We start from the raw sequence: 19627 nt of genomic DNA, 5'->3' as shown, positions 1-19627 counted from the left end.
ACCTGGTTCCACCGCGTCGCCGGCACCGACGCCCACCACCTCACCGACGCCGAACAACGCCTCACCCAACTCCAGGGCGAGGCCGACAACGGCTGAAGCCCCGGGCGCGCGCTTGCGAGCATGGACCAGACTGGGGCCATGGCTCGCTACGTGACGTACTCCCAGACCGGCGGACCCGAGGTCCTCGAGGTGCAGGACGGCCCCGATCCCGTCCCGGGCGCGGGCCAGGTGGTGGTCGAGATCCGCGCGGCGGGCGTGAACCCGATCGACTGGAAGCTGCGCGCCGGCATCCGTCCGTCCGGCCCCTTCGAGGAGCCGCGCCGCGTCGGCTTCGACGGTGCCGGCGTGATCAGCGCCGTCGGCCCGGACGTCGACGGCTGCTCCGTGGGTGACGAGGTCGTCGTCGAGAACACCCAGGGCACGTACGCGACCCACGTCGTCGCGTCGCCCGAGAACCTGACCGCGAAGCCGGCCGGCGTCGACTTCGAGGTCGCCGCCGCGCTCGGCGTTCCGGTCGCCACCGCCTACCAGGTGCTGGCGTCCCTCGAGGTGGGGGAGGGGGACCGCCTGCTGCTGCACGGTGGCTCCGGTGCCGTCGGCCAGGCCGCCATCCAGCTCGCCCGCTCGCGTGGTGCCGAGGTCGTCGCCACGGCGAGCGAGAGCAACCACGAGCGGCTGCGCGAGCTCGGCGCCACGCCCGTCGCCTACGGCGAGGGACTGCTGGAGCGCCTGCGCGAGGCGTCCCCCGAGGGGTACACCGTGTCGCTCGACTGCGCGGGAACGGACGAGGCGCTGGAGACCAGCCTCGAGCTCGTGGAGCGCGGCCGCATCGGGACGATCGTGCAGGGCGCTCAGTACCACGAGATGGGCCTGCAGGCGTGGTCCGGCGGCTCGCCGGAGCCGCTCACTCCCGAGCAGCAGGGCCTGCGTGACGAGGCGATCGCCGAGGTCCTGCCGCTCGTGGCGATGGGTGAGTTCGAGGTCGAGATCGGCCGGGTCATGAAGCTCGACGACGTCGTCGAGGCGCACCGCATCAGCCAGCAGGGCGGCGTGCGCGGCAAGATCGTCCTCGTTCCCTGACGTGCGAAGTTGCCGCGGCGGTCACCCACCGTTCACGAGGGCGGGGGCCGGCGTTCGATTAGACCCGCGAGCCTGTGCCGCGTGTCTCGATCACTGACCATCCTCGCCGGCACCGCCGTGCTGGCCACCGCCCTGCCACTGCTGTCCACCTCGGCGCACGCCGCTCCCGAGGGCTCGTCGTTCCACCGGGTGGCGACGTTCCCCGTCTTCCAGAACGCGCCCGCGGGAACGGCCGCCTCGGCCGCCACGGTCGCGGAGATCTCCGACGTGTCCGACGACGGGCGGACACTCGTCTACACCGATGCCGCCGGCAAGCGCATCGGCTTCCTCGACATCAGCGACCCCGCGCACCCGCGCGGTGACGGCTCGCTCTCGCTCGAGGAGCTCGGTGACGCCGACGACCAGCCGACGTCGGTCAGCGTCGTCGGCCCGTACGTCCTGGTCGTCGTCGACACCTCGGCGGCGTTCACGGAGCCCAGCGGGCGCCTGGACGTCGTGCGTCTCAGCGACGGCACCCGGGTGCGCAGCATCGACCTCGGCGGCCAGCCGGACTCCATCGCCGTCACGAGGGACGACACCCTCGCCGCCGTGGCGATCGAGAACCAGCGTGACGAGGACGCCACCCCCGCCGGCGGCGCGAAGGGGGACCTGCCCCAAGCGCCGGGCGGATTCGTCCAGCTGATCGACCTCGAGGCGTCGCCCGCCACGTGGGACACGCGACGTGTCGACCTCGACCCGGCGGTCCTGCAGGAGGCGGGGATCGTAGCGCCGACCGACCCCGAGCCCGAGTACGTCTCCTTCAACAGCCGGGGCACCCTCGCCGTGACGCTGCAGGAGAACAACGGCGTCGTCCTCATCGACGGGCCGACGGGCCGCGTCGAGAAGGCGTTCAGCGCGGGAACCGTCAGCCTGACCGGCATCGACGCGAAGAAGGACGGCGCGATCTCGCTGACGGACTCCCTCACGGACGTGCGCCGCGAGCCGGACGCGATCGCCTGGATCGGCGACGACCACGTCGCCACCGCCAACGAGGGCGACTGGAAGGGCGGCAGTCGCGGCTGGACCGTCTTCGACACGGACGGCGACGTCGTGTGGGACGCCGGCAGCTCGTTCGAGCGCCTCGCGGTGCGGCACGGACTGCACAACGACGACCGGGCCGCCAAGAAGGGCGCGGAGCCCGAGGGCCTCGCCGTCGCCGAGTTCGACGGGAAGCCCTACGCGTTCGTCGGCTCCGAGCGCAGCAACTTCGTCGCGGTGTACGACGTGAGCGACCCGGCCTCGCCGCGCTTCGTCCAGGTGATGCCCACGACGAACGGGCCCGAGGGACTGCTGCCCATCCCGTCGCGCGGACTGTTCGCGGTCTCGAGCGAGACCGACGATGCGAGCGTCGGGGTCCGGGCGACCGTGGGCCTGTACCAGTGGAAGCCGGGGCGGTCGGCCTTCCCGTCGATCGTCTCGGACGACCGCGACGGCGCGCCCATCGGCTGGCAGGCGCTCGGCGCCCTCTCGGCCGACCCGGAGGACGCGTCGACGCTGTGGACCGCCGCCGACACGGTCATCAAGAACGGCACGCTGTACCGGGTGGACGTCTCCGCGGCGCCTGCGCGGATCACCGAGTCCCTCGCCGTCACGGAGGGCGGGGCTCCGGCCGCGCTCGACATCGAGGGGATCTTCAAGCGGCCGCAGGGCGGCTTCTGGCTCGCGTCGGAGGGGGCGACGGGACCGGGCAACGTGCTCGTGCGGACGGACGACGCGGGTGTCGTGCAGGAGCGGGTCTCGCTGCCGGAGGACATCACCGCGCGGCTCGGGAAGTGGGGCCTCGAGGGCGTGACCGCCACGACCGACGCCGACGGCGAGCACGTGTGGTTCGCGCTGCAGCGCCCGCTCACCGGAGAGGACCTCGTCCGCATCGGTCGTTACGACGTCGCCGACGGCAGCTTCGCCTGGTACGGCTACGAGCTCGAGAGCCCGTTGCGAGGCAGCGGCGACTGGGTCGGCCTGTCGGAGATCACCGCGATCGACCACGACACGTTCGCCGTCATCGAGCGCGACAAGCTCAACGGTCCCCAGGCGCGGAACAAGCGCGTCTACACCTTCACGGTCCCGGCGGACTCGACCGAGGAGCTGCCCGTGCTCGACAAGCGGCTGGCGATCGACGTGCTGCCCGCGCTGCGGGCCACGAACGGCTGGACCCAGGAGAAGCTCGAGGGCTTCACGATCGCGGCGGACGGCCGGCTGTACGGGGTCACCGACAACGACGGTCTCAAGGAGGCGACCGGCGAGACCGTGTTCCTGAGGCTCGGGACCGCAGCCGAGGCGTTCGGCGAGGAGCTCGCGACGACGACCGGCCTGCGCGTCTCGCGCCGGCAGGCCTCCTACGGCCAGCGGCTGACGGCGACGGTCAGCCTCGGCGGGGCGGCCGCGGCCGGCACGGTCCGGCTGAAGGACGGCCGGACCGTCGTCGCGACCGCGCGGGTCGAGAAGGGAGCGGCGACGGTGACCCTGCCGCGCCTGGCGCCGGGGACGCACCGGCTGACGGCCGAGTTCTCCGGCGGTCCGCTCGCGGCGCCCTCGGTGAGTGCGCCGATCACCGTCCGCGTGGTCCGGGCGACGAGCCGCACGACGGCGACGGCGGCCTCCTCGGTGAAGCGCGGCCGGCCCGTCCGGCTGACGGCCCGGGTGCGCTCGGCGGGCCACGTGCCGACCGGGAAGGTCCGCTTCATGGTGGGCGGCAGGGTCCTCGCCACCGCGAAGCTGCGGGACGGCCGCGCGACGACCTCCGTGCGGTTCCGGCAGCGCGGCATGAAGCCGGTCCGGGCCGTGTACGTCGGCTCCACCACGACGAAGGGCTCGGCGTCCACGCCGGCGCGGGTCCGCGTTCGGTAGGGCAGCTCGGGTCGCCCGGCGCGCGTCGCGTTGTCGCGATGCGCGCCGGGCGTCGCCGCGCTCTGCCATGGTGGGCGCATGCTTCCGCACACCTGGACCCCGCACCGGCGTGAGGACGGCGAGACCGTCGGGTGGATCGCCGTCGACGGCGACGACGTCGTGGCCTTCGACCTGCTGGGACGACGCGTCACGGCCCCGGGCGTGGACTGGCTCGAGGCGGAGCAGGAGCTGGAGGCGCGCGGACTGGGCTACCTCGCGGGCCGGTTCACGCTCACCCTCCACGAGGACCAGATCCTGCCCGTGCGGATCGGCGAGGTCACGACGGACCGGGTCACGGTCGTGGCCGACGAGTTCGGCGGTGCCTCCGTGGTCGGGGCCGATCCGGAGACCCATGTGCTCCCGTTCCCCGTCCCGCCGGGCGTCCTGCGCGACTACGTACGCCCGCCCGTCGACCTCGGGACGTATCGCGACGATCACGGACGGCCCATCGAGTACGGCTCGGTCTACTGGGGCGAGCTCGAGCCGCCGACCGAGGTCTACAGCACGTGCGCTCACCCCGAGCGGTTCCAGCCGGTCGTCGAGGTGGGGCTCGCCCTGCTCGACCACCTCACGCGCACGTACGACGTCGATCGCGCGACGGACGAGGTCGACGGGCGGACCCGCGTCGTCCTGACGCCGCGGTCCGGCGCAGGCACGCCGCTCACGATGGAGCTCCAGCTGCCCGGCCTGCCGGGAGTCGAGGTCACAGCCGGCTCCCGTTACCGCAACGCGTGGCCGGACTGTGGCTGCGACGCGTGCGACGACGACGTCCTGGACCTGCTGGACGACCTCGAGACGACGGTCTTCGCCATCGCCGAGGGCGGGATGCGCGAATGGCGCAGCGGTCCGGACGGAGACGTCCCGTGGTGCGTCCACGTCGAGTTCGACGCGGGCGGGAACCCCGGCTTTGGCGGTGGATGGTCGGCCGGCGAGCCCGAGCCGGTGGACGTGCCCACGACGCCACACCGCTGGGAGGCGTGGCCGCTCAGGGCGCGTCGCGACGCATGAGGATGCGGGGGAACCCGTTCAGCACCGAGGTGGTGTCGGCGACCTTGCGGAAGCCGGCGCGCTCGAACATCGCTCGCGTCCCCACGTAGGCCATGGTGAGGTCGACCTTCGCGCCGTCGTTGTCGACGGGGTACGCCTCCACGGCAGGCGCGCCCTCGGCGAACGCGAACCGGGTGGCTCCCTCGACCAGGTGGTGGGCGATGCCCTGTCCGCGGTGACCGGGCCGCACCCGCACGCACCACAGGCTCCACACGTCGAGGTCGTCCACGTGCGGGATCCTCCGGTTCGTCGCGAAGCCCGTGTCCGCCCGCGGGTGGACGGCGGCCCACCCGACGACCTCGTCGCCGTCGTACGCGAGCACCCCGGGCGGTCCCTGCGCCATGAGCTCGCGGACGTGCTCGCCGCGTGCCTCGCCGGCGAGCTCGCGGTTCAGCTTGCCGGGGATGCGGTAGCTGAGGCACCAGCAGACGTTCGCGTCCGGCCGCTTCGGGCCGACCATGGTCCGGACGTCCTCGAACTCGGTCGCCGGCCGCACCTCGATCGCCATGAGGCGATCGTAGGACGGTGAAGGGGCGGGGCGCGCGGATCAGGCGCGCACGCGCGAGGCGGCGGTGACGCCCCAGATCACCGGGATCGTGAGGCACGCGGCGACGGCGGTGAGGACGTCGAAGCCGCGCAGTGCGACGACGAGGCCGGCGAGCAGGCCCCCGGCGGCCCCGGCCAGGTTCATCGACAGGTCGCTGAAACCCTGGACGAGCGGACGAACCTCGGGCTCGAGGCTGCGCGTGAGCAGGGCCGCGCCGGCGATGACGGACATCGACCAGCCGACGCCGAGCAGGACCAGGCCGATCGTGATCTGGACCTCGGAGTGTCCCGCCGTCCCGGCGATGGCGCACGCGAGCACGAGAACGGCCTGCCCGGCGAGGATCGTGCGCTGTGCGCCCCACGCGTCGGTGAGCCAGCCGAAGATGGGCGACAGCGCGAACATCCCCGCGATGTGCAGGCTGATCGTCAGGCCGATGACCGAGAGCGCGGCGCCGTGGCCGGACATGTGCACCGGCGTGAGCGCCATGACGGAGACCATGATCGCGTGCGAGAGCGCCACGGCGACGATGGCCACGGCCGTGGTGCCCCGTACGTGGGGCAGGGCGGCCGCGAGCCGCGGGGGAGGGGGCGCCGCCGCGTCGCGGGGCGGGAGCGGGTCCGGGCGGAGCAGCAGCCACGTCAGCGCTCCGGCCGCCGCGAACGCCACGGCCGAGAACACCTGGGGGCCGGCGAGCTCGGGGATGCCCAGGACGTCCGCGACGGACGCGCCCGGTCCCGTCAGGTTGGGCCCGGCGACCGAGCCGATCGTGGTGGCCCACACGACGAGCGAGATCGAGCGCCCGACCTCGGCCGGCTCGGCGCGATCGGCCGCCGCGAACCGGGACTGGAGGTTGGCCGCAGTGCTGGCTCCGAACAGCACGAACCCCAGCAGCAGCATGACGAGCGAGCTCCACGCCGCGCCCGCCACGACCGCGACCGCTCCCAGGGACCCGCCGAGCCAGCCGGCCGTGAGCGCCGGACGCCGCCCCCGGTGCACCGCGAAGTTCGACAGCGGCACCGTGAAGAGCGCGGCGCCGAGGGTCATCGCGACGACGGCCATGCCGGCCCAGCCGGCGGAGCCGGTGACGTCCTCGATCAGCAGCGCGCCGACGGCGAGACCGGCGCCGTTGCCGATGCCGCCGACGACCTGGACCAGCGCGAGCGTGCCGACGGTGCGGCGCTGGGCGTGCCAGCCCACGTCAGGCCCAGATGGTGACGCGCTCGGCGGGGTCGAGCCAGAGCTCGTCCTGCGGCGTCACGTCGAAGGCCTCGTAGAACGCGTCGATGTTGCGCACGACCTGGTTGCACCGGAACTCGGCGGGCGAGTGGGGATCGACCGTGAGCCGGCGGATCGTCTCGGCGGGGCGGGCCTTGTTCTGCCACGCGCGCGCCCACGACAGGAAGAAGCGCTGGTCGGGCGAGAGGCCGTCGATGGGGTCGGCCGGCTTGTCCTGCTGGGCGAGCCGGAACGCCAGGTACGCGATGCCCAGGCCGCCGAGGTCGCCGATGTTCTCGCCGATCGTCAGCGCGCCGTTGACCTTCTGGCCGTCGGCGTGCTCGGGGCTGAGCTCGTCGTACTGCGCGATGATCTTCGCGGCGAGCCCGTCGAACGCCGCCCGGTCCTCGTCGGTCCACCAGTTGCTGAGCGCCCCGGTGCCGTCGTACTGCGAGCCCTGGTCGTCGAAGCCGTGACCGATCTCGTGCCCGATGACCGAGCCGATCGCGCCGTAGTTGATGGCGTCGTCGCCGTCGGCGTAGAAGAACGGCGGCTGCAAGATGGCGGCCGGGAAGACGATCTCGTTCATCGTCGGGTTGTAGTACGCGTTGACCGTCTGCGGGGTCATGTACCACTCGTCGCGGTCGATCGGGCGGCCGATCTTGGCCAGCTCGCGGTCCATGGCGACGGACTGCGCGCGTCGCGCGTTGCCGACGAGGTCGGTCGGGTCGGTCTCGAGCGCCGAGTAGTCCTTGAACGACGCGGGGTGGCCGATCTTCGGCGTGAACGCGTCGAGCTTGGCCAGCGCGCGCTGCTTGGTCTCGTCGCTCATCCACGGCAGCTCGCGGATGCTGATGCGGTACGCCTCGAGCAGGTTCGCGATGAGCTCCTCCATGCGGGCCTTCGCCTCGGCGGGGTACTCGGTGCGGACGTAGATCCGGCCGACGGCCTCGCCCATCGAGCCCTCGACGAAGCCGATGCCGCGCTTCCAGCGCGGGCGCAACTCGTCGGTGCCCTGCAGCGTCTTGCCGTAGAACTCGAAGTTGGCCGTGACGAACTCGTCCGACAGGTAGGGCGCGGCGGCGTGGACGAGCTGCCAGCGCAGCCAGTCCTGCCACGCCGGGAGCAGGTCGTCCGTGAGCAGCGTCTGCAGGCCCTCGAGGTACGACGGCTGCGACACCACGGCCTCGGCCAGGACGGCGTGCTCGATCCCGGCCTCGTCGGCCCACGCGCGCCAGTCGAACGCGGGCGTGAGCGCGTCGAGCTGGTCCAGCGTCATGAGGTTGTAGGTCTTCTGCGCGTCGCGGCAGGCCACGCGGTCCCAGTGGTGCGACGCGATGCGGGTCTCGAGGTCGAGGACGCGGTCGGCGCGCTCGTCGGCGTCGTCGAACCCGGCGAGGCGGAGCATCGTGGCGACGTGGTCGCGGTACGCGGCGCGGATGGGGGCGAACTGGTCCTCGCGGAAGTAGGACTCGTCGGGCAGGCCGATGCCGGACTGGACGACGTGCGTGACGTAGCGGTCGGGCTGGCCGCGGTCGGGGGCGATGTAGAGGCCCGCGACGCTGTTGACCCCGGATCGCTCGAGGGCGCCGATCGTGCGGACGAGCTCGGGGACCGAGCCGACGGCGTCGACCTTCGCGAGGCCGCCGGACAGGGGAGCGGCGCCGAGGGCCTCGATGCGCTCGGTGTCCATGAAGCTGCGGTAGAGGTCGCCGATCTTGCGCTGCTCGTCGTCCTCGGGCGACTCGGCGCACCGCTCGACGATCGTGCGGACCAGCTCCTCGGCCTCGTCGGCCAGCTGGACGAAGCCGCCGGCCGTGGCACGGTCCGGCTTGATCGGGGTGTCGCGCAGCCAGGGCCCGTTCACGTGGCGGAACAGGTCGTCCTGCGGGCGAATCTGGGCGTCGAAGGTGCTGGGATCCAGGCCGTTGGTCACGCGGTTAGGCTACACAGCGTGCCGCAGAAGACCGAGGTGGAACTGACCGTCCAGCGCACCGAGCAGCTGGCCCCGCGACTGCGCCGGATCGTACTCGGCGGTCCCGCGTTCGACGAGTACCTCGCGCACCACCTGCCGTGCACCGACACGTACGTGAAGCTGATGTTCGCGGTCGGCGAGGACACCGTCCTGCGCACCTACACGGTGCGCTGGGTCGACGCCGCCGCGCGCGAGCTGGCGATCGACTTCGTGACGCACGGCGACGAGGGGCTCGCCGGCGCGTGGGCGCAGGCCGCTCGGCCGGGCGACACGCTGCGCTTCAGGGGGCCCGGCGGCGCGTACCGCCCGGTGCCCGAGGCCGACCACCAGCTGTTCGTCGGCGACGAGTCCGCGCTGCCCGCGATCGCCGCATCGGTCGCCGCCCTCCAGCCCGGCACCGCCGCCACCGCGTTCATCGAGATCGACGGCCCGGGCCACCAGGTCGAGCTCGAGTCGCCGGCGGACCTGGCCGTGTACTGGCTGCACCGCGACGGGGCCGCGCCGGGCACCACCACGCTGCTCGACGACGCCGTGCGCGCGTGGCCGTGGCCGCAGGGCCGCGTGCAGGCGTTCGTGCACGGCGAGTCCGCGTTGCTCAAGACCGTGCGCCCGTACCTGCTGGACGGCCGCGTGGACCGCAAGGACATCTCGGTCTCGGCGTACTGGCGTCGCGGCGTGACCGAGGAGGGCTTCCGCGCGTGGAAGAAGGAGCAGCAGGACGCCGTCATGCGTCCCGGTGCATGACGGGCCTGTCGGGGGAGGCGGCACCCGTCCTCCCCGGTAACCTCGACGGGTGACCGAATTGCGCAACGTGGCCGTGATCCTCGCTGGTGGAACCGGGACCCGGGTGGGCCTGTCGATCCCCAAGCAGCTCATCAAGATCGCCGGCAAGACGATCCTGGAGCACACGATCTCGGTGTTCCAGGCCGCGGAGTCGGTCGACGAGATCATCATCCTCATGACGCCGGGCTACCTGGACCCGGTGCACGCGATCGTCCGCGACGGCAAGTACCCGAAGGTGACGCAGGTGCTCGAGGGCGGCGCGACCCGCAACGAGACCACCAGCCTCGCGCTGCAGGCGCTCGGCGAGGACGAGTGCAACGTCCTGTTCCACGACGCGGTGCGCCCACTCGTGTCGCAGAAGATCATCGAGGACGTCGTCGAGGCGCTGGGCTCCTACGAGGCCGTCGACACCGCGATCCCGTCGGCGGACACCGTCGTGACGGTGCACGCCGAGCGCGAGGGCGACCTCGACACGATCTCGGACGTGCTCCGCCGTGACCTGCTGCGCCGTGGCCAGACGCCGCAGGCCTTCCGGGCCTCGATCATCCGCGACGCGTACGAGAAGGCGTGGCAGGACCCCGACTTCACGGCGACCGACGACTGCACCGTCGTGCTGCGCTACCGCCCCGACGTGCCGATCGCGGTGGTGCAGGGGCACGAGCGGAACATGAAGGTCACCGAGCCGATCGACGTCTACATCGCCGACAAGCTGTTCCAGCTGGCGTCCGCCGAGGAGCCGGCCGAGCTGAGCGACGACGAGTACCGCGCCGCGCTCGAGGGCAAGACGATGGTCGTGTTCGGCGGCTCGTACGGGATCGGCGGCGACATCGCGAAGCTGGCCGAGTCGTACGGCGCGGACGTGCACGCGTTCTCGCGCTCCTCGACCGGGACCCACGTCGACCGGCGCGAGGACGTCGCCGAGGCCGCGCGCCAGGTCGTCGCGAAGGCCGGGAAGGTGGACTTCGTCGTCAACACCGCGGGCGTCCTCCCGATCGGCGACCTCGCCGACACGACCGAGGAGACGATCTGGTCGGCCACCGAAATCAACTATCTCGCGCCGATCTTCATCGCCCAGGAGTTCCGCCCGCTGCTGGCGGACACGAACGGCTCGCTGCTGCTGTTCACCTCGTCCTCGTACACGCGCGGCCGCAAGGGCTACTCGCTGTACTCGTCCGCGAAGGCCGCGACCGTCAACCTGACGCAGGCGCTGGCCGACGAGTGGGCCGGCGAGGTGCGGGTGAACTGCGTGAACCCCGAGCGCACGGGCACCCCCATGCGCACCAAGGCGTTCGGCGAGGAGCCCGAGGGCACGCTGCTGTCGTCCGAGGAGGTCGCGCGCCGCTCGCTCGACGTGCTGGTCGCCGACATGACCGGCCACGTGATCGACATCCGCCGCGAGGACGGTCCCGCCGCCATCGGCGGGGGTCACTGACGCGCCGGCTCAGACCTCGGTGAGCATCCGCTCGGACTCGTCCCAGAGGCGCCGGGCGAGCTCGTCGTCGTGGGCGGCCATCGCGGACTTCGCCGGCTTCTCGCGCTCGTAGTACTCGCCGCGCTGCCAGTCCGCTCCGGGCTGCGTCGTGGCGAGCCAGACCAGCTGGCGGGCGCCCTTCTCGGGCGAGCTCGTGAAGAGGCTCCGCACGACCGGGGTGTGGTACAGGAAGTTCAGGAAGTGCTTCGTGTCGTGGGCGAAGTTCGAGCCGACGAGGCCCGGATGGAACGCCGCGGCCGACACGCCCTGGTGGCCGTAGCGGCGGTGCAGCTCTCGGGTGAACAGGATGTTCTCCAGCTTGGTGTTGCCGTAGGAGGTCTGGCGGCCCCAGTCCCGCGCGTTCTGCAGGTCGTCGATGTCGAAGTTGTTGGTCGCGCGCGCGGCCACCGACGCGGTCTGGATCACGGTGGCGTCGCTCGCGATGAGCTTCGGCAGCAGCAGCGTGGTCAGCAGGAAGCCGGCGAGGTGGTTGACCTGGAACGTCTTCTCGAAGCCGTCGACCGTCATCGTCCGCTCGTCCATGAGCCCGCCGGCGTTGTTCGCCAGCACGTCGATCCTCGGGTACGCGGCGTCGAGCTCGGCGGCCAGCCGCCGGACCTGGGCGAGGTCGGCGTAGTCGGCCAGGTGGTACGGGGCGCCCAGCTCCCCGGCGACCGCACGGGTCTTCTCGGGCACGCGGCCCACGATCACGACGCGGGCACCCCGCGCGGCGAGCTCGCGCACGGCGGCGGCCCCGATGCCGTCGCTGGACCCGGTGATGACGACGGTCTTGTCCATGATCAGTCGAAGAGCTCGCCGAGCCAGTGGCTCTTCTTCTTGCCGCGGTACCGGCTGGGCTCGTCGTAGCGGCGATCGTCGTAGGAGGGCCGCGGCGCGTACCGCTCCTCGCGCTGCGGAGCGGCCGACCGGGTGGCCTCGGCCTCGGCGCGCTCGAGGATCTTGTCGAGCTCGCCCCGGTCGAGCCAGACGCCGCGGCACTCGGGGCAGTAGTCGATCTCCACGCCGGAGCGCTCGCTCATGACCAGGGTGTTTCCGTCGGTGGGGCACTTCATGGTGGTCTCCTCCAAGGATGCGACGTTGCCAGCCTAGGCGGAGTCCTCAACGTCGGCGCTCCGTGCGCCCTACGGCTTGAGTGCCTCGCTGAGCCGGGCGAGCGTGCCCTCGACGAGCCGGTAGTACGCCCACCGCCCGCGCTGCTCTCGCGTGACCAGGCCGGCGTCGACGAGCTGCTTCATGTGGTGCGAGACGGTCGGCTGCGACAGCCCGACCGGCTCGGTGAGGTCGCACACGCAGGCCTCCTCGCCGGACTGGGCGGCGATGAGCGAGAGCAGCCGCACGCGCGTGGGGTCGCCGAGCGCCTTGAACATCCGGGCCAGTTGCTGGGCCTCGCCGGCATCGAGGACGCCGCCGGTGACGGTGGAGCAGCAGCCAGCCGCGGCCTTGTCGAGCAGGGGGAGGGGAGTGCGCCCGGTCATGGGACCGAGTGTGCCAGACATATTGACAAACGTCGATACATAGATGACTATCGATGCATCGACAGATGTCGATCAATCGAGCAGAGGAGCACGCCATGAACACCACGCCCGTCTCGCAGGACGCCGCGCAGCTGCGCGAGGAGGTCCGCAGCCGCTACGCCCGAGCGGCGACCTCGGCCTGCTGCGGCACGAGCAACGCCGCGCTGAACGATGAGCTGCAGGTCGTGGACGAGGCGACGGGCGGCTGCTGCACCGGCGGTGCCGCCGTGGACGAGTCCTTCGGTGCCGCGCTGTACAGCAGCGACGACCAGGGTGCGCTGCCCGCCGAGGCGGTGGCGGCGAGCCTGGGCTGCGGCAACCCGACCGCCGTCGCCGACCTGCGTCCCGGCGAGCGCGTGCTCGACCTCGGCTCCGGCGGCGGGATCGACGTCCTGCTGTCCGCCCGACGGGTGGGGGAGACCGGCTTCGCCTACGGCGTCGACATGACCGACGAGATGCTCGACCTGGCGCGGGCGAACGCCGCGAAGGCCGGCGCGACCAACGTCGAGTTCCTCCGCGGCACGATCGAGGACGTGCCCCTGCCGGACGCCTCCGTCGACGTCGTCATCTCCAACTGCGTCATCAACCTGTCGGTCGACAAGCCGAAGGTGCTCGCCGAGATGTTCCGCGTGCTCGTGCCCGGTGGCCGCATCGGCATCTCGGACGTCGTCGCCGAGGACCACCTGACCACCGAGGACCGAGCCGAGCGGGGCTCCTACGTGGGCTGCATCGCCGGTGCCCTCTCGCGCGCCGAGTACCTGGCCGGGCTGGCCGAGGCCGGCTTCGTGGACGCCGACGTCGAGTTCACGCACGAGGCCGTCCCCGGCATGCACGGTGCGATCGTCCGCGCGACGAAGCCGACCGCGTGACCGCGACTCCGGAGGCGCCGGTCGTCCGGCGGCTCTCGACGCTCGACCGGTACCTGCCGCTGTGGATCGCGCTCGCGATGGTCGTGGGACTGTCCGCCGGGCGCTGGCTGCCCGGCATCGCCGGCGCCCTCGACGCGATCACCGTCGGCTCGATCTCGCTGCCGATCGCGGTCGGGCTGCTGGTGATGATGTATCCCGTCCTGGCGAAGGTCCGGTACGACGAGCTCGGCCACGTCGCGCGCGACCGGCGGACGATGGTCCTCTCGCTCGTGCTCAACTGGCTCGTCGGGCCGGCGCTCATGTTCGCGCTGGCGTGGATCTTCCTGCCCGACCTGCCCGAGTACCGGACCGGCCTGGTCATCGTCGGCCTCGCGCGGTGCATCGCGATGGTCATCATCTGGAACGACCTGGCCTGCGGTGACCGGGAGGCGGCCGCGGTGCTCGTGGCGGTCAACTCGGTGTTCCAGGTCGTGGCGTTCGCCGGACTGGGGTGGTTCTACCTCGACGCCCTCCCCGGCTGGCTCGGGCTCACGACGACGGGACTCGACGTCTCGGCCTGGGAGATCGCCCGGAGCGTGCTCGTCTTCCTCGGCGTCCCGCTCGCCGCCGGGTACCTCACCCGCCGTGTCGGGGAGGCGTGGCGCGGTCGTCCCTGGTACGAGCGCGAGCTCCTCCCGCGCCTGGGCCCCTGGGCGCTGTACGGCCTGCTCTTCACGATCGCCGTCCTGTTCGCGCTGCAGGGCGGGACGATCACGAGCCGGCCGCTCGACGTCGCTCGCATCGCCGTGCCGCTCATCATCTACTTCGCGGTGATGTGGGCGGGCTCGCTGGTGCTGGCTCGCGCGGCCGGCCTCGGTCACGCCCGCGCGACGACGGTCGCGTTCACCGCGGCGGGCAACAACTTCGAGCTGGCCATCGCGGTCGCCATCGCCGTCTTCGGCGTGACGAGCGGACAGGCGCTGGCGGGCGTGGTGGGTCCACTCGTCGAGGTGCCGGTGCTCGTGGGCCTCGTGTACGTCAGTCTGTGGGCACGCAGGTTCTTCCCCGATTCCCGAGAAGGAGTCATGTCATGAGCCAGTCCATGCCGCAGGTGGTGTTCGCCTGCGTGCGCAACGGTGGCCGGTCCGTCGCGGCGCGGGTGCTGACCGAGCACTACGCGCAGGGTCGCCTCGTCGCGGTGTCGGCGGGGACGCAGCCGGGCGAGCACATCCATCCGGAGGTGGCCCGGGCGCTCGAGCGGCTGGGCCTGGACACCTCGGCCGAGCGACCCACGCGCCTGACCCGCGAGACGATCGCCGCCAGCGACCTCGCGATCACCCTCGGATGCGGCGAGGAGTGCCCGTACGTCCCCGGCGTCGAGTACCGCGACTGGCCCGTGGACGACCCCGGCGGGCAGGACGACGACACGGTCCGGCGGATCGTCGCCGACCTCGACGGCCGTGTGCGCGGGCTGCTCCGCGAGCTCCTGCCCGACCTCGACCTCGCGCCGAGCGTCCTGGACTGACGAGGCCTGTTCGCGGCGCCCGGACGGGCGTACGTTGCGAGGATGGACGGTGATCGCGAACCGGGCCGGGACGCGCGCTTCAGCGGCCGGATCCCGGACCTCTACCAGGAGCTCCTCGTGCCGATGATCTTCGAGGAGCCGGCGCGCAGCGTCGCGCAGGTCGTGGCGAGCCTCGGGCCCGGGCGCATCCTCGAGACGGCGTGCGGCACCGGTGCGCTCACCCGCGAGCTCGTGCGCGCCTGTCCGGACGCCGAGATCACCGCGACCGACCTGAACCCGCCGATGCTCGATGCCGCTGCCGCTCTCAGCCCGGACGCCCCGGTGACGTGGCGGCAGGCGGATGCGCTCGACCTGCCGTTCGAGGACGGCGGCTTCGACGTCGTCGCCTGTCAGTTCGGGGCGATGTTCCTGCCCGACCGCGTCCGCGGCTTCCGGGAGGCGGCACGTGTCCTGGCTCCGGGTGGGACGTTCGTCCTGACGACGTGGGACCGGCTCGAGTCCAGCGAGGTGCCCTGGGTCGTCCAGTCGGCGCTCCTGCTGGCGGAGCCCGACGAGCCGCTGACCTTCATGAAGCGCGTGCCGCACGGCTACTTCGATCCCGAGCGGATCGGCGCCGACCTCGACGAGGCGGGCATGCCGGGCGCGGCGGTGCGGGTGGTCAACGGCACGAGTCACACCACCGCCGCCGACGCGGCGCGCGCGTTCTGCCTCGGCACGCCGCTGCGCAACGCGATCGAGGAGCACCCGTCGCTCGACCTCGAGCGGGCCACCGTGATCGCCGAGGACGCCCTCGTCCGGCACTTCGGCGCCGGCCCGATCGCCGCGCCGATCCGCTGGCTCGAGGTGACCGCCAGGACCGCGTGAGGGCTGCCGCGACGGGCCCGCGCGGGGTTACCGTCGAGGCATGTGCCGCAACATCCGCGTGCTCCACAACTTCGAGCCGCCCACGACCGATGACGAGGTCCGCGAGGCCGCGCTGCAGTTCGTGCGCAAGGTCAGCGGGTCCACCCGTCCCTCCAGGGCGAACGAGGAGGCGTTCGACCGCGCGGTCGACGAGATCGCCCAGGCCACGCGCCGGCTCCTCGACGGCCTCGTGACGAAGGCGCCGCCCAAGAGCCGCGAGCTCGAGGCGATCAAGGGACGCGAGCGCCACGAGAAGCGCATGGAGCGGGAGGTGCGCCTGCGCACCGCCTCGGGCTGAGGACGTGACGCACCGGACGTGCAGGCCCCGGGGCGGTGACCCGCCGCGGCGAGACGATGGTCGTGACGAGAGGACCACGTCATGAACGCCCTGGTGATCTACGAGTCCATGTGGGGCAACACCCGCGCCGTCGCCGAGGCGGTGGCGCGGGGAGTCGGCCCCGGCGTCCGGGCGATCGACGTCGGCGACGCGCCCGCGATCCTGCCGCGCGACGTCGACCTGCTGGTGATCGGCGGCCCGACCCACGCCTTCTCGATGAGCCGCGAGTCCACGCGGCAGGACGCCGTGCAGCGGGGCGCGCCGCCCGGCCACGAGCACGGCGGGATCCGCGAGTGGCTCGACGGGCAGGCCCCCGCCGACCACGTCGACGTCGCCACCTTCGACACTCGCGTCGCGAAGGTGCGCAAGCTGCCCGGGTCTGCCGCCAAGTCCGCGGCGAAGTCCGTCCGCCGGCATCGTCTGGGCCGGCTCGTCGGCAGCGAGAGCTTCTACGTCGACGACATGGAGGGACCGTTGCTGGACGGCGAGCTCGACCGGGCCCGGGCCTGGGGCGCGGAGCTCGCCCGCGGCCACCCGGAGGGCCGCGCCTCAGCGCGGTGACGCCCGCAGCGGGGGAGCGTCCGTCGCCTCGGGGCCGTGACCGCGCCGGGCGACCTCGGCGCGAGCACGTTCGATGCCGCCGTGCTCGAGGGCGGCGACGTGCGACTCGCCGCGCCACACGACGGTGCCGCGGTACCGGACCGTCGCCCGCATCCACGCGCCGAGGTGCTCGATCGCGCCGGGGACGTTGCGTCCCTTGAACGGCAGCGGCACCGGCAGGACGTGGGCCCGGGACAGCTCGCCGGCGCCCTCGAGGTCCACCTGCCAGCGCGGGCTGTGGCCGCTCAATGACCAGCGCTCGTCGGTGACCTCGGCGTGCACCGGCGTGACGAGCGGGTCGCCGAGGCGAATGACGCGCGCCGCTACTTCGAGTGATCCTCCCACTCGAGACGCGAGGGCCCCGGCAGCGCCGCCGGGGCCCTCGTGTGTGTGAGCGCCCCGAGGGCCTATCCGGCGGCTCGCGTCGGGCGTACGCTCCGAGGATGAGCGCAGATGGACCTCTGCCGCCGTTCCCGGCCGACGCGTTCGCGCGCGTCCTGTGCGTCGTGGCGCACCCCGACGACGTGGAGTACGGCACGTCCTCGGCCGTCGCGCGCTGGACGAGCGACGGGATCGAGGTGGCGTACCTGCTGCTGACCCGCGGTGAGGCGGGCATGGACGCGCTGGAGCCGGACCGGGCCGCCGAGCTGCGGCGCGGCGAGCAGGCGGCGGCGGCGCAGGTCGTCGGGGTGTCGGACCTGCAGATCCTCGACCATCCCGACGGCGTCCTGGAGTACTCGCTGGCGCTGCGTCGCGACATCGCGATGGCGATCCGGCGGTTCCGGCCGGACGCCGTGCTGGTCGGCTCCTGGGAGGTCGAGTTCGTCGCCGGGCTGAACCAGGCCGACCATCGGGTCGCCGGCCTGGCCGCGCTCGACGCGGTGCGCGACGCGGGCAATCGGTGGGTCTTCCCCGAGCTGCTGGGGGAGGGCTTGGAGCCGTGGTCGCCGCGCTGGCTGCTCGTGTCCGGCGACGAGTCGCCGACGCACGGCGTGGACGTGACGGGCCAGCCGCTGGAGCGCGGGATCGCCTCGCTCGAGGCGCACGGCCAGTACCTGGCGGGCATCGCGGGGCACCCGCCGCCGCGGCAGATGATCTCGGGGATCACGGCGATGAACGGGCGGCGGATGGGCGTCGACCACGCCGTGCTGTTCCGGGCCTTCGACTTCGACGCGCCGCCGCCGATCGCCCTCGAGGCGATGGCCCTCGCGCAGCCGGGCCCCGACGAGGAGCCGCCCCTCGGGCTGAGTTGAATGTGAGGATTCGCACGCCCCGGACCGGGAAGCCGGTGTGACGGCTGGGGCGTTGTGCCACTCATGAGCAACCTTCTCACGCTGTCCCCCGAAGCCCAGGACCTGCTGTTCCGCCAGGCGCGCACCGCCAACACGTTCACGGACGAGCCGGTCACCGACGAGCAGATCGAGGCGATCCAGGACCTCGTCAAGTACGGCCCGACCGCGATGAACTCCCAGCCGCTGCGCGTCGTCCTCATCCGCAGCGAGGACGCCCGGGCCCGCCTGCTCAAGCACATGGCCGACGGCAACCGTGACAAGACCGCGACCGCGCCGCTCGTCGCCGTGCTCGCCGCCGACACGAACTTCAACGAGCACCTGCCGCAGGTGTTCCCGCACGCCGAGGGTGCCAAGGACTGGTTCCCGGACGCCGACGCGCGCGAGGCGATGGCCCGCCTCAACGCCGGCCTGCAGATCGGCTACTTCGTCATGGGCGTGCGGGCCGCGGGCCTGGCGGCCGGCCCGATGACGGGCTTCGACGCCGCCGGCATCGACGAGGACCTGCTGGCCGGCACCGGCTACAAGTCGATGGTCGTCGTCAACATCGGCCACCCCGGTGAGAACGCCTGGTTCGACCGCCTGCCCCGCCTCGAGCACGAGCAGGTCGTCACCTCGCTCTGACGCTCAGTCCAGCTGCTCGCGCAGCCGCTGCAGCCCCGGCCCGTCGAGGTCGGCGAGCGCGACGCGGCGACCCGCCAGCGCGAGCAGCAGCGACACGGCCGGCCCCGTCACCTCCGGACCCTCGCCGATCGTCAGGTCGGCGTCCGTCGCCCGGAGCGTGACCCGGCCGGCCGTGTCCTTCCCGCCGCCGAGCGCTGCGGGCGTGGACGCCAGCGAGTGCATCGCGCGACGGACCGACTCGACCGGGTACGCGCGCGAGAGGCCGAGTGGCCGGCGGACGTCCTCGCCGTGGACGACCTCCTCCACGAGCCGGCTGTCGAGCGGCGCCGGCGGGGTCGCGGTGCTGCGCGCCGCCGACCGCAGCCGCTCCAGCGTCTCGCGCGGCGTCGTGCCGCGGCGGTGGCGGACGCCGTTCTCGTTGATGCGGTGGAAGTCGAAGCGGGCGCGCACGAACGCCGCGACGAACCCGCGCCGCGTTGTGAGGGCCGAGTCCACGAGGTGCGCCACGACGTCGTGGACCGTCCACCCGTCGCACAGCGACGGCGTCTCCCACGCCGCATCGGGAACCTGCTCGAGGTCGGCGACGAGCGCATCGCGCTCGGCGTGGACGAGGGGCCAGACGTCGCTCATCAGCCCATCTTGTCGACCCAGTAGGTGAGCCGCCCGTCGGCGTCGACCTCGTGGAACGCGGGCGGGCCCGGAACGGGATCCTCCCTCAGCGCCGCGACGATCTCGGCGGGGCCGTGCAGGTGCTCCTCCACGGCGTTCACCCACACGACGCCGGGGGCGAGCGCCTGCTCGGGACGTCCCCAGTCCCGCCGCTCGATGAGACTGAGGATGTTGCCCACGGCGGGCACGAACTCGGCCATCTGCGGATCCTCTCGACGGGTCTTGCGCCCATGATGGGGCGGTTCGGCCCCCGC

General features: G+C 72.6%; 22 protein-coding genes. 13 read left to right on the top strand and 9 right to left on the bottom strand.

The window, feature by feature from the left end:
- The first annotated feature begins 138 nt into the window (after positions 1-138).
- The 3 genes from AB3M81_RS14425 (at position 139) to AB3M81_RS14415 (ending at position 5013) form a co-directional block, all read left to right on the top strand.
- Complete coding sequence (locus tag AB3M81_RS14425; RefSeq protein WP_412904609.1) at positions 139-1080, top strand: NADP-dependent oxidoreductase; 942 nt, start codon at positions 139-141, stop codon at positions 1078-1080.
- A gap of 81 nt (positions 1081-1161) precedes the next feature.
- Entirely contained in the window at positions 1162-3966 is a 2805-nt protein-coding gene (locus tag AB3M81_RS14420) for an esterase-like activity of phytase family protein (protein ID WP_412904608.1), read from the top strand.
- A gap of 78 nt (positions 3967-4044) precedes the next feature.
- A complete protein-coding gene (locus AB3M81_RS14415; RefSeq protein WP_412904607.1) occupies positions 4045-5013 on the top strand; it encodes a DUF6226 family protein in 969 nt (322 codons plus the stop codon).
- Here the strand turns inward: AB3M81_RS14415 and AB3M81_RS14410 are convergent.
- From AB3M81_RS14410 to AB3M81_RS14400, 3 genes are read right to left on the bottom strand one after another with little or no spacing between them, the layout of a single operon-like run.
- Positions 4991-5560 (bottom strand): GNAT family N-acetyltransferase, encoded by a 570-nt coding sequence (locus AB3M81_RS14410; protein WP_412904606.1) that lies wholly within the window; start codon positions 5558-5560, stop codon positions 4991-4993. The genes AB3M81_RS14415 and AB3M81_RS14410 overlap by 23 nt on opposite strands.
- Positions 5561-5599: 39 nt before the next feature.
- Complete coding sequence (locus tag AB3M81_RS14405) at positions 5600-6796, bottom strand: MFS transporter (RefSeq protein ID WP_412904605.1); 1197 nt, start codon at positions 6794-6796, stop codon at positions 5600-5602.
- Position 6797: 1 nt separating this feature from the next.
- Positions 6798-8750: a M13 family metallopeptidase gene (locus AB3M81_RS14400; protein WP_412904604.1), complete on the bottom strand. Its 1953-nt coding sequence runs from the start codon at positions 8748-8750 to the stop codon at positions 6798-6800.
- An 18-nt stretch (positions 8751-8768) separates the two neighbouring features.
- On the opposite strand from AB3M81_RS14400, the gene AB3M81_RS14395 reads away from it, so the two are divergent.
- Together AB3M81_RS14395 and AB3M81_RS14390 are read left to right on the top strand one after the other, a co-directional pair.
- On the top strand, positions 8769-9533 hold the full coding sequence (locus AB3M81_RS14395) for a siderophore-interacting protein (protein WP_412904603.1): 765 nt from the start codon (positions 8769-8771) through the stop codon (positions 9531-9533).
- Between the two features lie 49 nt (positions 9534-9582).
- Positions 9583-11004, top strand: a complete 1422-nt coding sequence (locus tag AB3M81_RS14390) for an SDR family NAD(P)-dependent oxidoreductase (protein WP_412904602.1) — start codon at positions 9583-9585, stop codon at positions 11002-11004.
- Between the two features lie 9 nt (positions 11005-11013).
- On the opposite strand, the gene AB3M81_RS14385 is transcribed toward AB3M81_RS14390, so the two are convergent.
- The 3 genes from AB3M81_RS14385 to AB3M81_RS14375 all read right to left on the bottom strand — a co-directional run bounded on the left by AB3M81_RS14385 (position 11014) and on the right by AB3M81_RS14375 (position 12539).
- Positions 11014-11841, bottom strand: a complete 828-nt coding sequence (locus AB3M81_RS14385; RefSeq protein ID WP_412904601.1) for an SDR family NAD(P)-dependent oxidoreductase — start codon at positions 11839-11841, stop codon at positions 11014-11016.
- Between the two features lie 2 nt (positions 11842-11843).
- On the bottom strand, positions 11844-12116 hold the full coding sequence (locus tag AB3M81_RS14380) for a TFIIB-type zinc ribbon-containing protein (RefSeq protein ID WP_412904600.1): 273 nt from the start codon (positions 12114-12116) through the stop codon (positions 11844-11846).
- A gap of 69 nt (positions 12117-12185) precedes the next feature.
- Positions 12186-12539 (bottom strand): ArsR/SmtB family transcription factor, encoded by a 354-nt coding sequence (locus AB3M81_RS14375; RefSeq protein ID WP_412904599.1) that lies wholly within the window; start codon positions 12537-12539, stop codon positions 12186-12188.
- Between the two features lie 95 nt (positions 12540-12634).
- Between AB3M81_RS14375 and arsM the strand changes: the two genes are divergently transcribed.
- The 6 genes from arsM (at position 12635) to AB3M81_RS14345 (ending at position 16752) form a co-directional block, all read left to right on the top strand.
- Positions 12635-13447, top strand: a complete 813-nt coding sequence (gene arsM, locus AB3M81_RS14370; protein WP_412904598.1) for an arsenite methyltransferase — start codon at positions 12635-12637, stop codon at positions 13445-13447.
- Positions 13444-14520 carry an ACR3 family arsenite efflux transporter gene (gene arsB, locus AB3M81_RS14365; protein ID WP_412904597.1) on the top strand — a complete coding sequence of 359 codons (1077 nt, stop codon included), beginning with the start codon at positions 13444-13446 and terminating at the stop codon, positions 14518-14520. The genes arsM and arsB overlap by 4 nt, the downstream gene beginning before the upstream one ends.
- A complete protein-coding gene (locus AB3M81_RS14360) occupies positions 14517-14951 on the top strand; it encodes an arsenate-mycothiol transferase ArsC (protein WP_412904596.1) in 435 nt (144 codons plus the stop codon). The genes arsB and AB3M81_RS14360 overlap by 4 nt, the downstream gene beginning before the upstream one ends.
- 42 nt (positions 14952-14993) lie before the next feature.
- A complete protein-coding gene (locus tag AB3M81_RS14355; protein WP_412904595.1) occupies positions 14994-15815 on the top strand; it encodes a class I SAM-dependent methyltransferase in 822 nt (273 codons plus the stop codon).
- A 40-nt stretch (positions 15816-15855) separates the two neighbouring features.
- Complete coding sequence (locus AB3M81_RS14350) at positions 15856-16152, top strand: DUF2277 domain-containing protein (protein WP_412904594.1); 297 nt, start codon at positions 15856-15858, stop codon at positions 16150-16152.
- 81 nt (positions 16153-16233) lie between these two features.
- Complete coding sequence (locus AB3M81_RS14345) at positions 16234-16752, top strand: flavodoxin family protein (RefSeq protein ID WP_412904593.1); 519 nt, start codon at positions 16234-16236, stop codon at positions 16750-16752.
- Here AB3M81_RS14345 and AB3M81_RS14340 read toward each other — a convergent pair.
- Positions 16741-17136 (bottom strand): hypothetical protein, encoded by a 396-nt coding sequence (locus AB3M81_RS14340; protein WP_412904592.1) that lies wholly within the window; start codon positions 17134-17136, stop codon positions 16741-16743. The two genes, AB3M81_RS14345 and AB3M81_RS14340, sit on opposite strands and share 12 nt — an antisense overlap.
- Positions 17137-17234: 98 nt before the next feature.
- Here AB3M81_RS14340 and AB3M81_RS14335 point away from each other — a divergent pair, with 98 nt between their 5' ends.
- Positions 17235-18044 (top strand): PIG-L deacetylase family protein, encoded by an 810-nt coding sequence (locus AB3M81_RS14335; RefSeq protein WP_412904591.1) that lies wholly within the window; start codon positions 17235-17237, stop codon positions 18042-18044.
- A 63-nt stretch (positions 18045-18107) separates the two neighbouring features.
- Positions 18108-18704 (top strand): malonic semialdehyde reductase, encoded by a 597-nt coding sequence (locus AB3M81_RS14330; protein WP_412904590.1) that lies wholly within the window; start codon positions 18108-18110, stop codon positions 18702-18704.
- A gap of 3 nt (positions 18705-18707) precedes the next feature.
- On the opposite strand, the gene AB3M81_RS14325 is transcribed toward AB3M81_RS14330, so the two are convergent.
- Both AB3M81_RS14325 and AB3M81_RS14320 read right to left on the bottom strand, forming a co-directional pair.
- Positions 18708-19334 (bottom strand): maleylpyruvate isomerase family mycothiol-dependent enzyme, encoded by a 627-nt coding sequence (locus AB3M81_RS14325; protein ID WP_412904589.1) that lies wholly within the window; start codon positions 19332-19334, stop codon positions 18708-18710.
- Positions 19334-19573, bottom strand: a complete 240-nt coding sequence (locus AB3M81_RS14320) for a hypothetical protein (protein WP_412904588.1) — start codon at positions 19571-19573, stop codon at positions 19334-19336. Before AB3M81_RS14320 ends, AB3M81_RS14325 begins: the two co-directional genes overlap by 1 nt.
- Positions 19574-19627 lie beyond the last annotated feature (54 nt).

The sequence above is a fragment of the Aeromicrobium jepli genome (genome assembly GCF_047246605.1).
Taxonomy (GTDB): domain Bacteria; phylum Actinomycetota; class Actinomycetes; order Propionibacteriales; family Nocardioidaceae; genus Aeromicrobium.
Note: the sequence above shows the minus strand (reverse complement) of the source record. Positions and strands in the feature narration are given on the sequence as shown.

Bases quoted from the DNA above. Each gene is read 5' to 3' on its own strand.
- AB3M81_RS14425 (WP_412904609.1), top strand. From the start codon at position 139: ATGGCTCGCTACGTGACGTACTCCCAGACCGGCGGACCCGAGGTCCTC.
- AB3M81_RS14415 (WP_412904607.1), top strand. From the start codon at position 4,045: ATGCTTCCGCACACCTGGACCCCGCACCGGCGTGAGGACGGCGAGACC.
- AB3M81_RS14410 (WP_412904606.1), bottom strand. From the start codon at position 5,560: ATGGCGATCGAGGTGCGGCCGGCGACCGAGTTCGAGGACGTCCGGACC.
- AB3M81_RS14385 (WP_412904601.1), bottom strand. From the start codon at position 11,841: ATGGACAAGACCGTCGTCATCACCGGGTCCAGCGACGGCATCGGGGCC.
- AB3M81_RS14380 (WP_412904600.1), bottom strand. From the start codon at position 12,116: ATGAAGTGCCCCACCGACGGAAACACCCTGGTCATGAGCGAGCGCTCC.
- AB3M81_RS14375 (WP_412904599.1), bottom strand. From the start codon at position 12,539: ATGACCGGGCGCACTCCCCTCCCCCTGCTCGACAAGGCCGCGGCTGGC.
- arsM (WP_412904598.1), top strand. From the start codon at position 12,635: ATGAACACCACGCCCGTCTCGCAGGACGCCGCGCAGCTGCGCGAGGAG.
- AB3M81_RS14360 (WP_412904596.1), top strand. From the start codon at position 14,517: ATGAGCCAGTCCATGCCGCAGGTGGTGTTCGCCTGCGTGCGCAACGGT.
- AB3M81_RS14355 (WP_412904595.1), top strand. From the start codon at position 14,994: ATGGACGGTGATCGCGAACCGGGCCGGGACGCGCGCTTCAGCGGCCGG.
- AB3M81_RS14350 (WP_412904594.1), top strand. From the start codon at position 15,856: ATGTGCCGCAACATCCGCGTGCTCCACAACTTCGAGCCGCCCACGACC.
- AB3M81_RS14345 (WP_412904593.1), top strand. From the start codon at position 16,234: ATGAACGCCCTGGTGATCTACGAGTCCATGTGGGGCAACACCCGCGCC.
- AB3M81_RS14335 (WP_412904591.1), top strand. From the start codon at position 17,235: ATGAGCGCAGATGGACCTCTGCCGCCGTTCCCGGCCGACGCGTTCGCG.
- AB3M81_RS14330 (WP_412904590.1), top strand. From the start codon at position 18,108: ATGAGCAACCTTCTCACGCTGTCCCCCGAAGCCCAGGACCTGCTGTTC.
- AB3M81_RS14325 (WP_412904589.1), bottom strand. From the start codon at position 19,334: ATGAGCGACGTCTGGCCCCTCGTCCACGCCGAGCGCGATGCGCTCGTC.
- AB3M81_RS14320 (WP_412904588.1), bottom strand. From the start codon at position 19,573: ATGGCCGAGTTCGTGCCCGCCGTGGGCAACATCCTCAGTCTCATCGAG.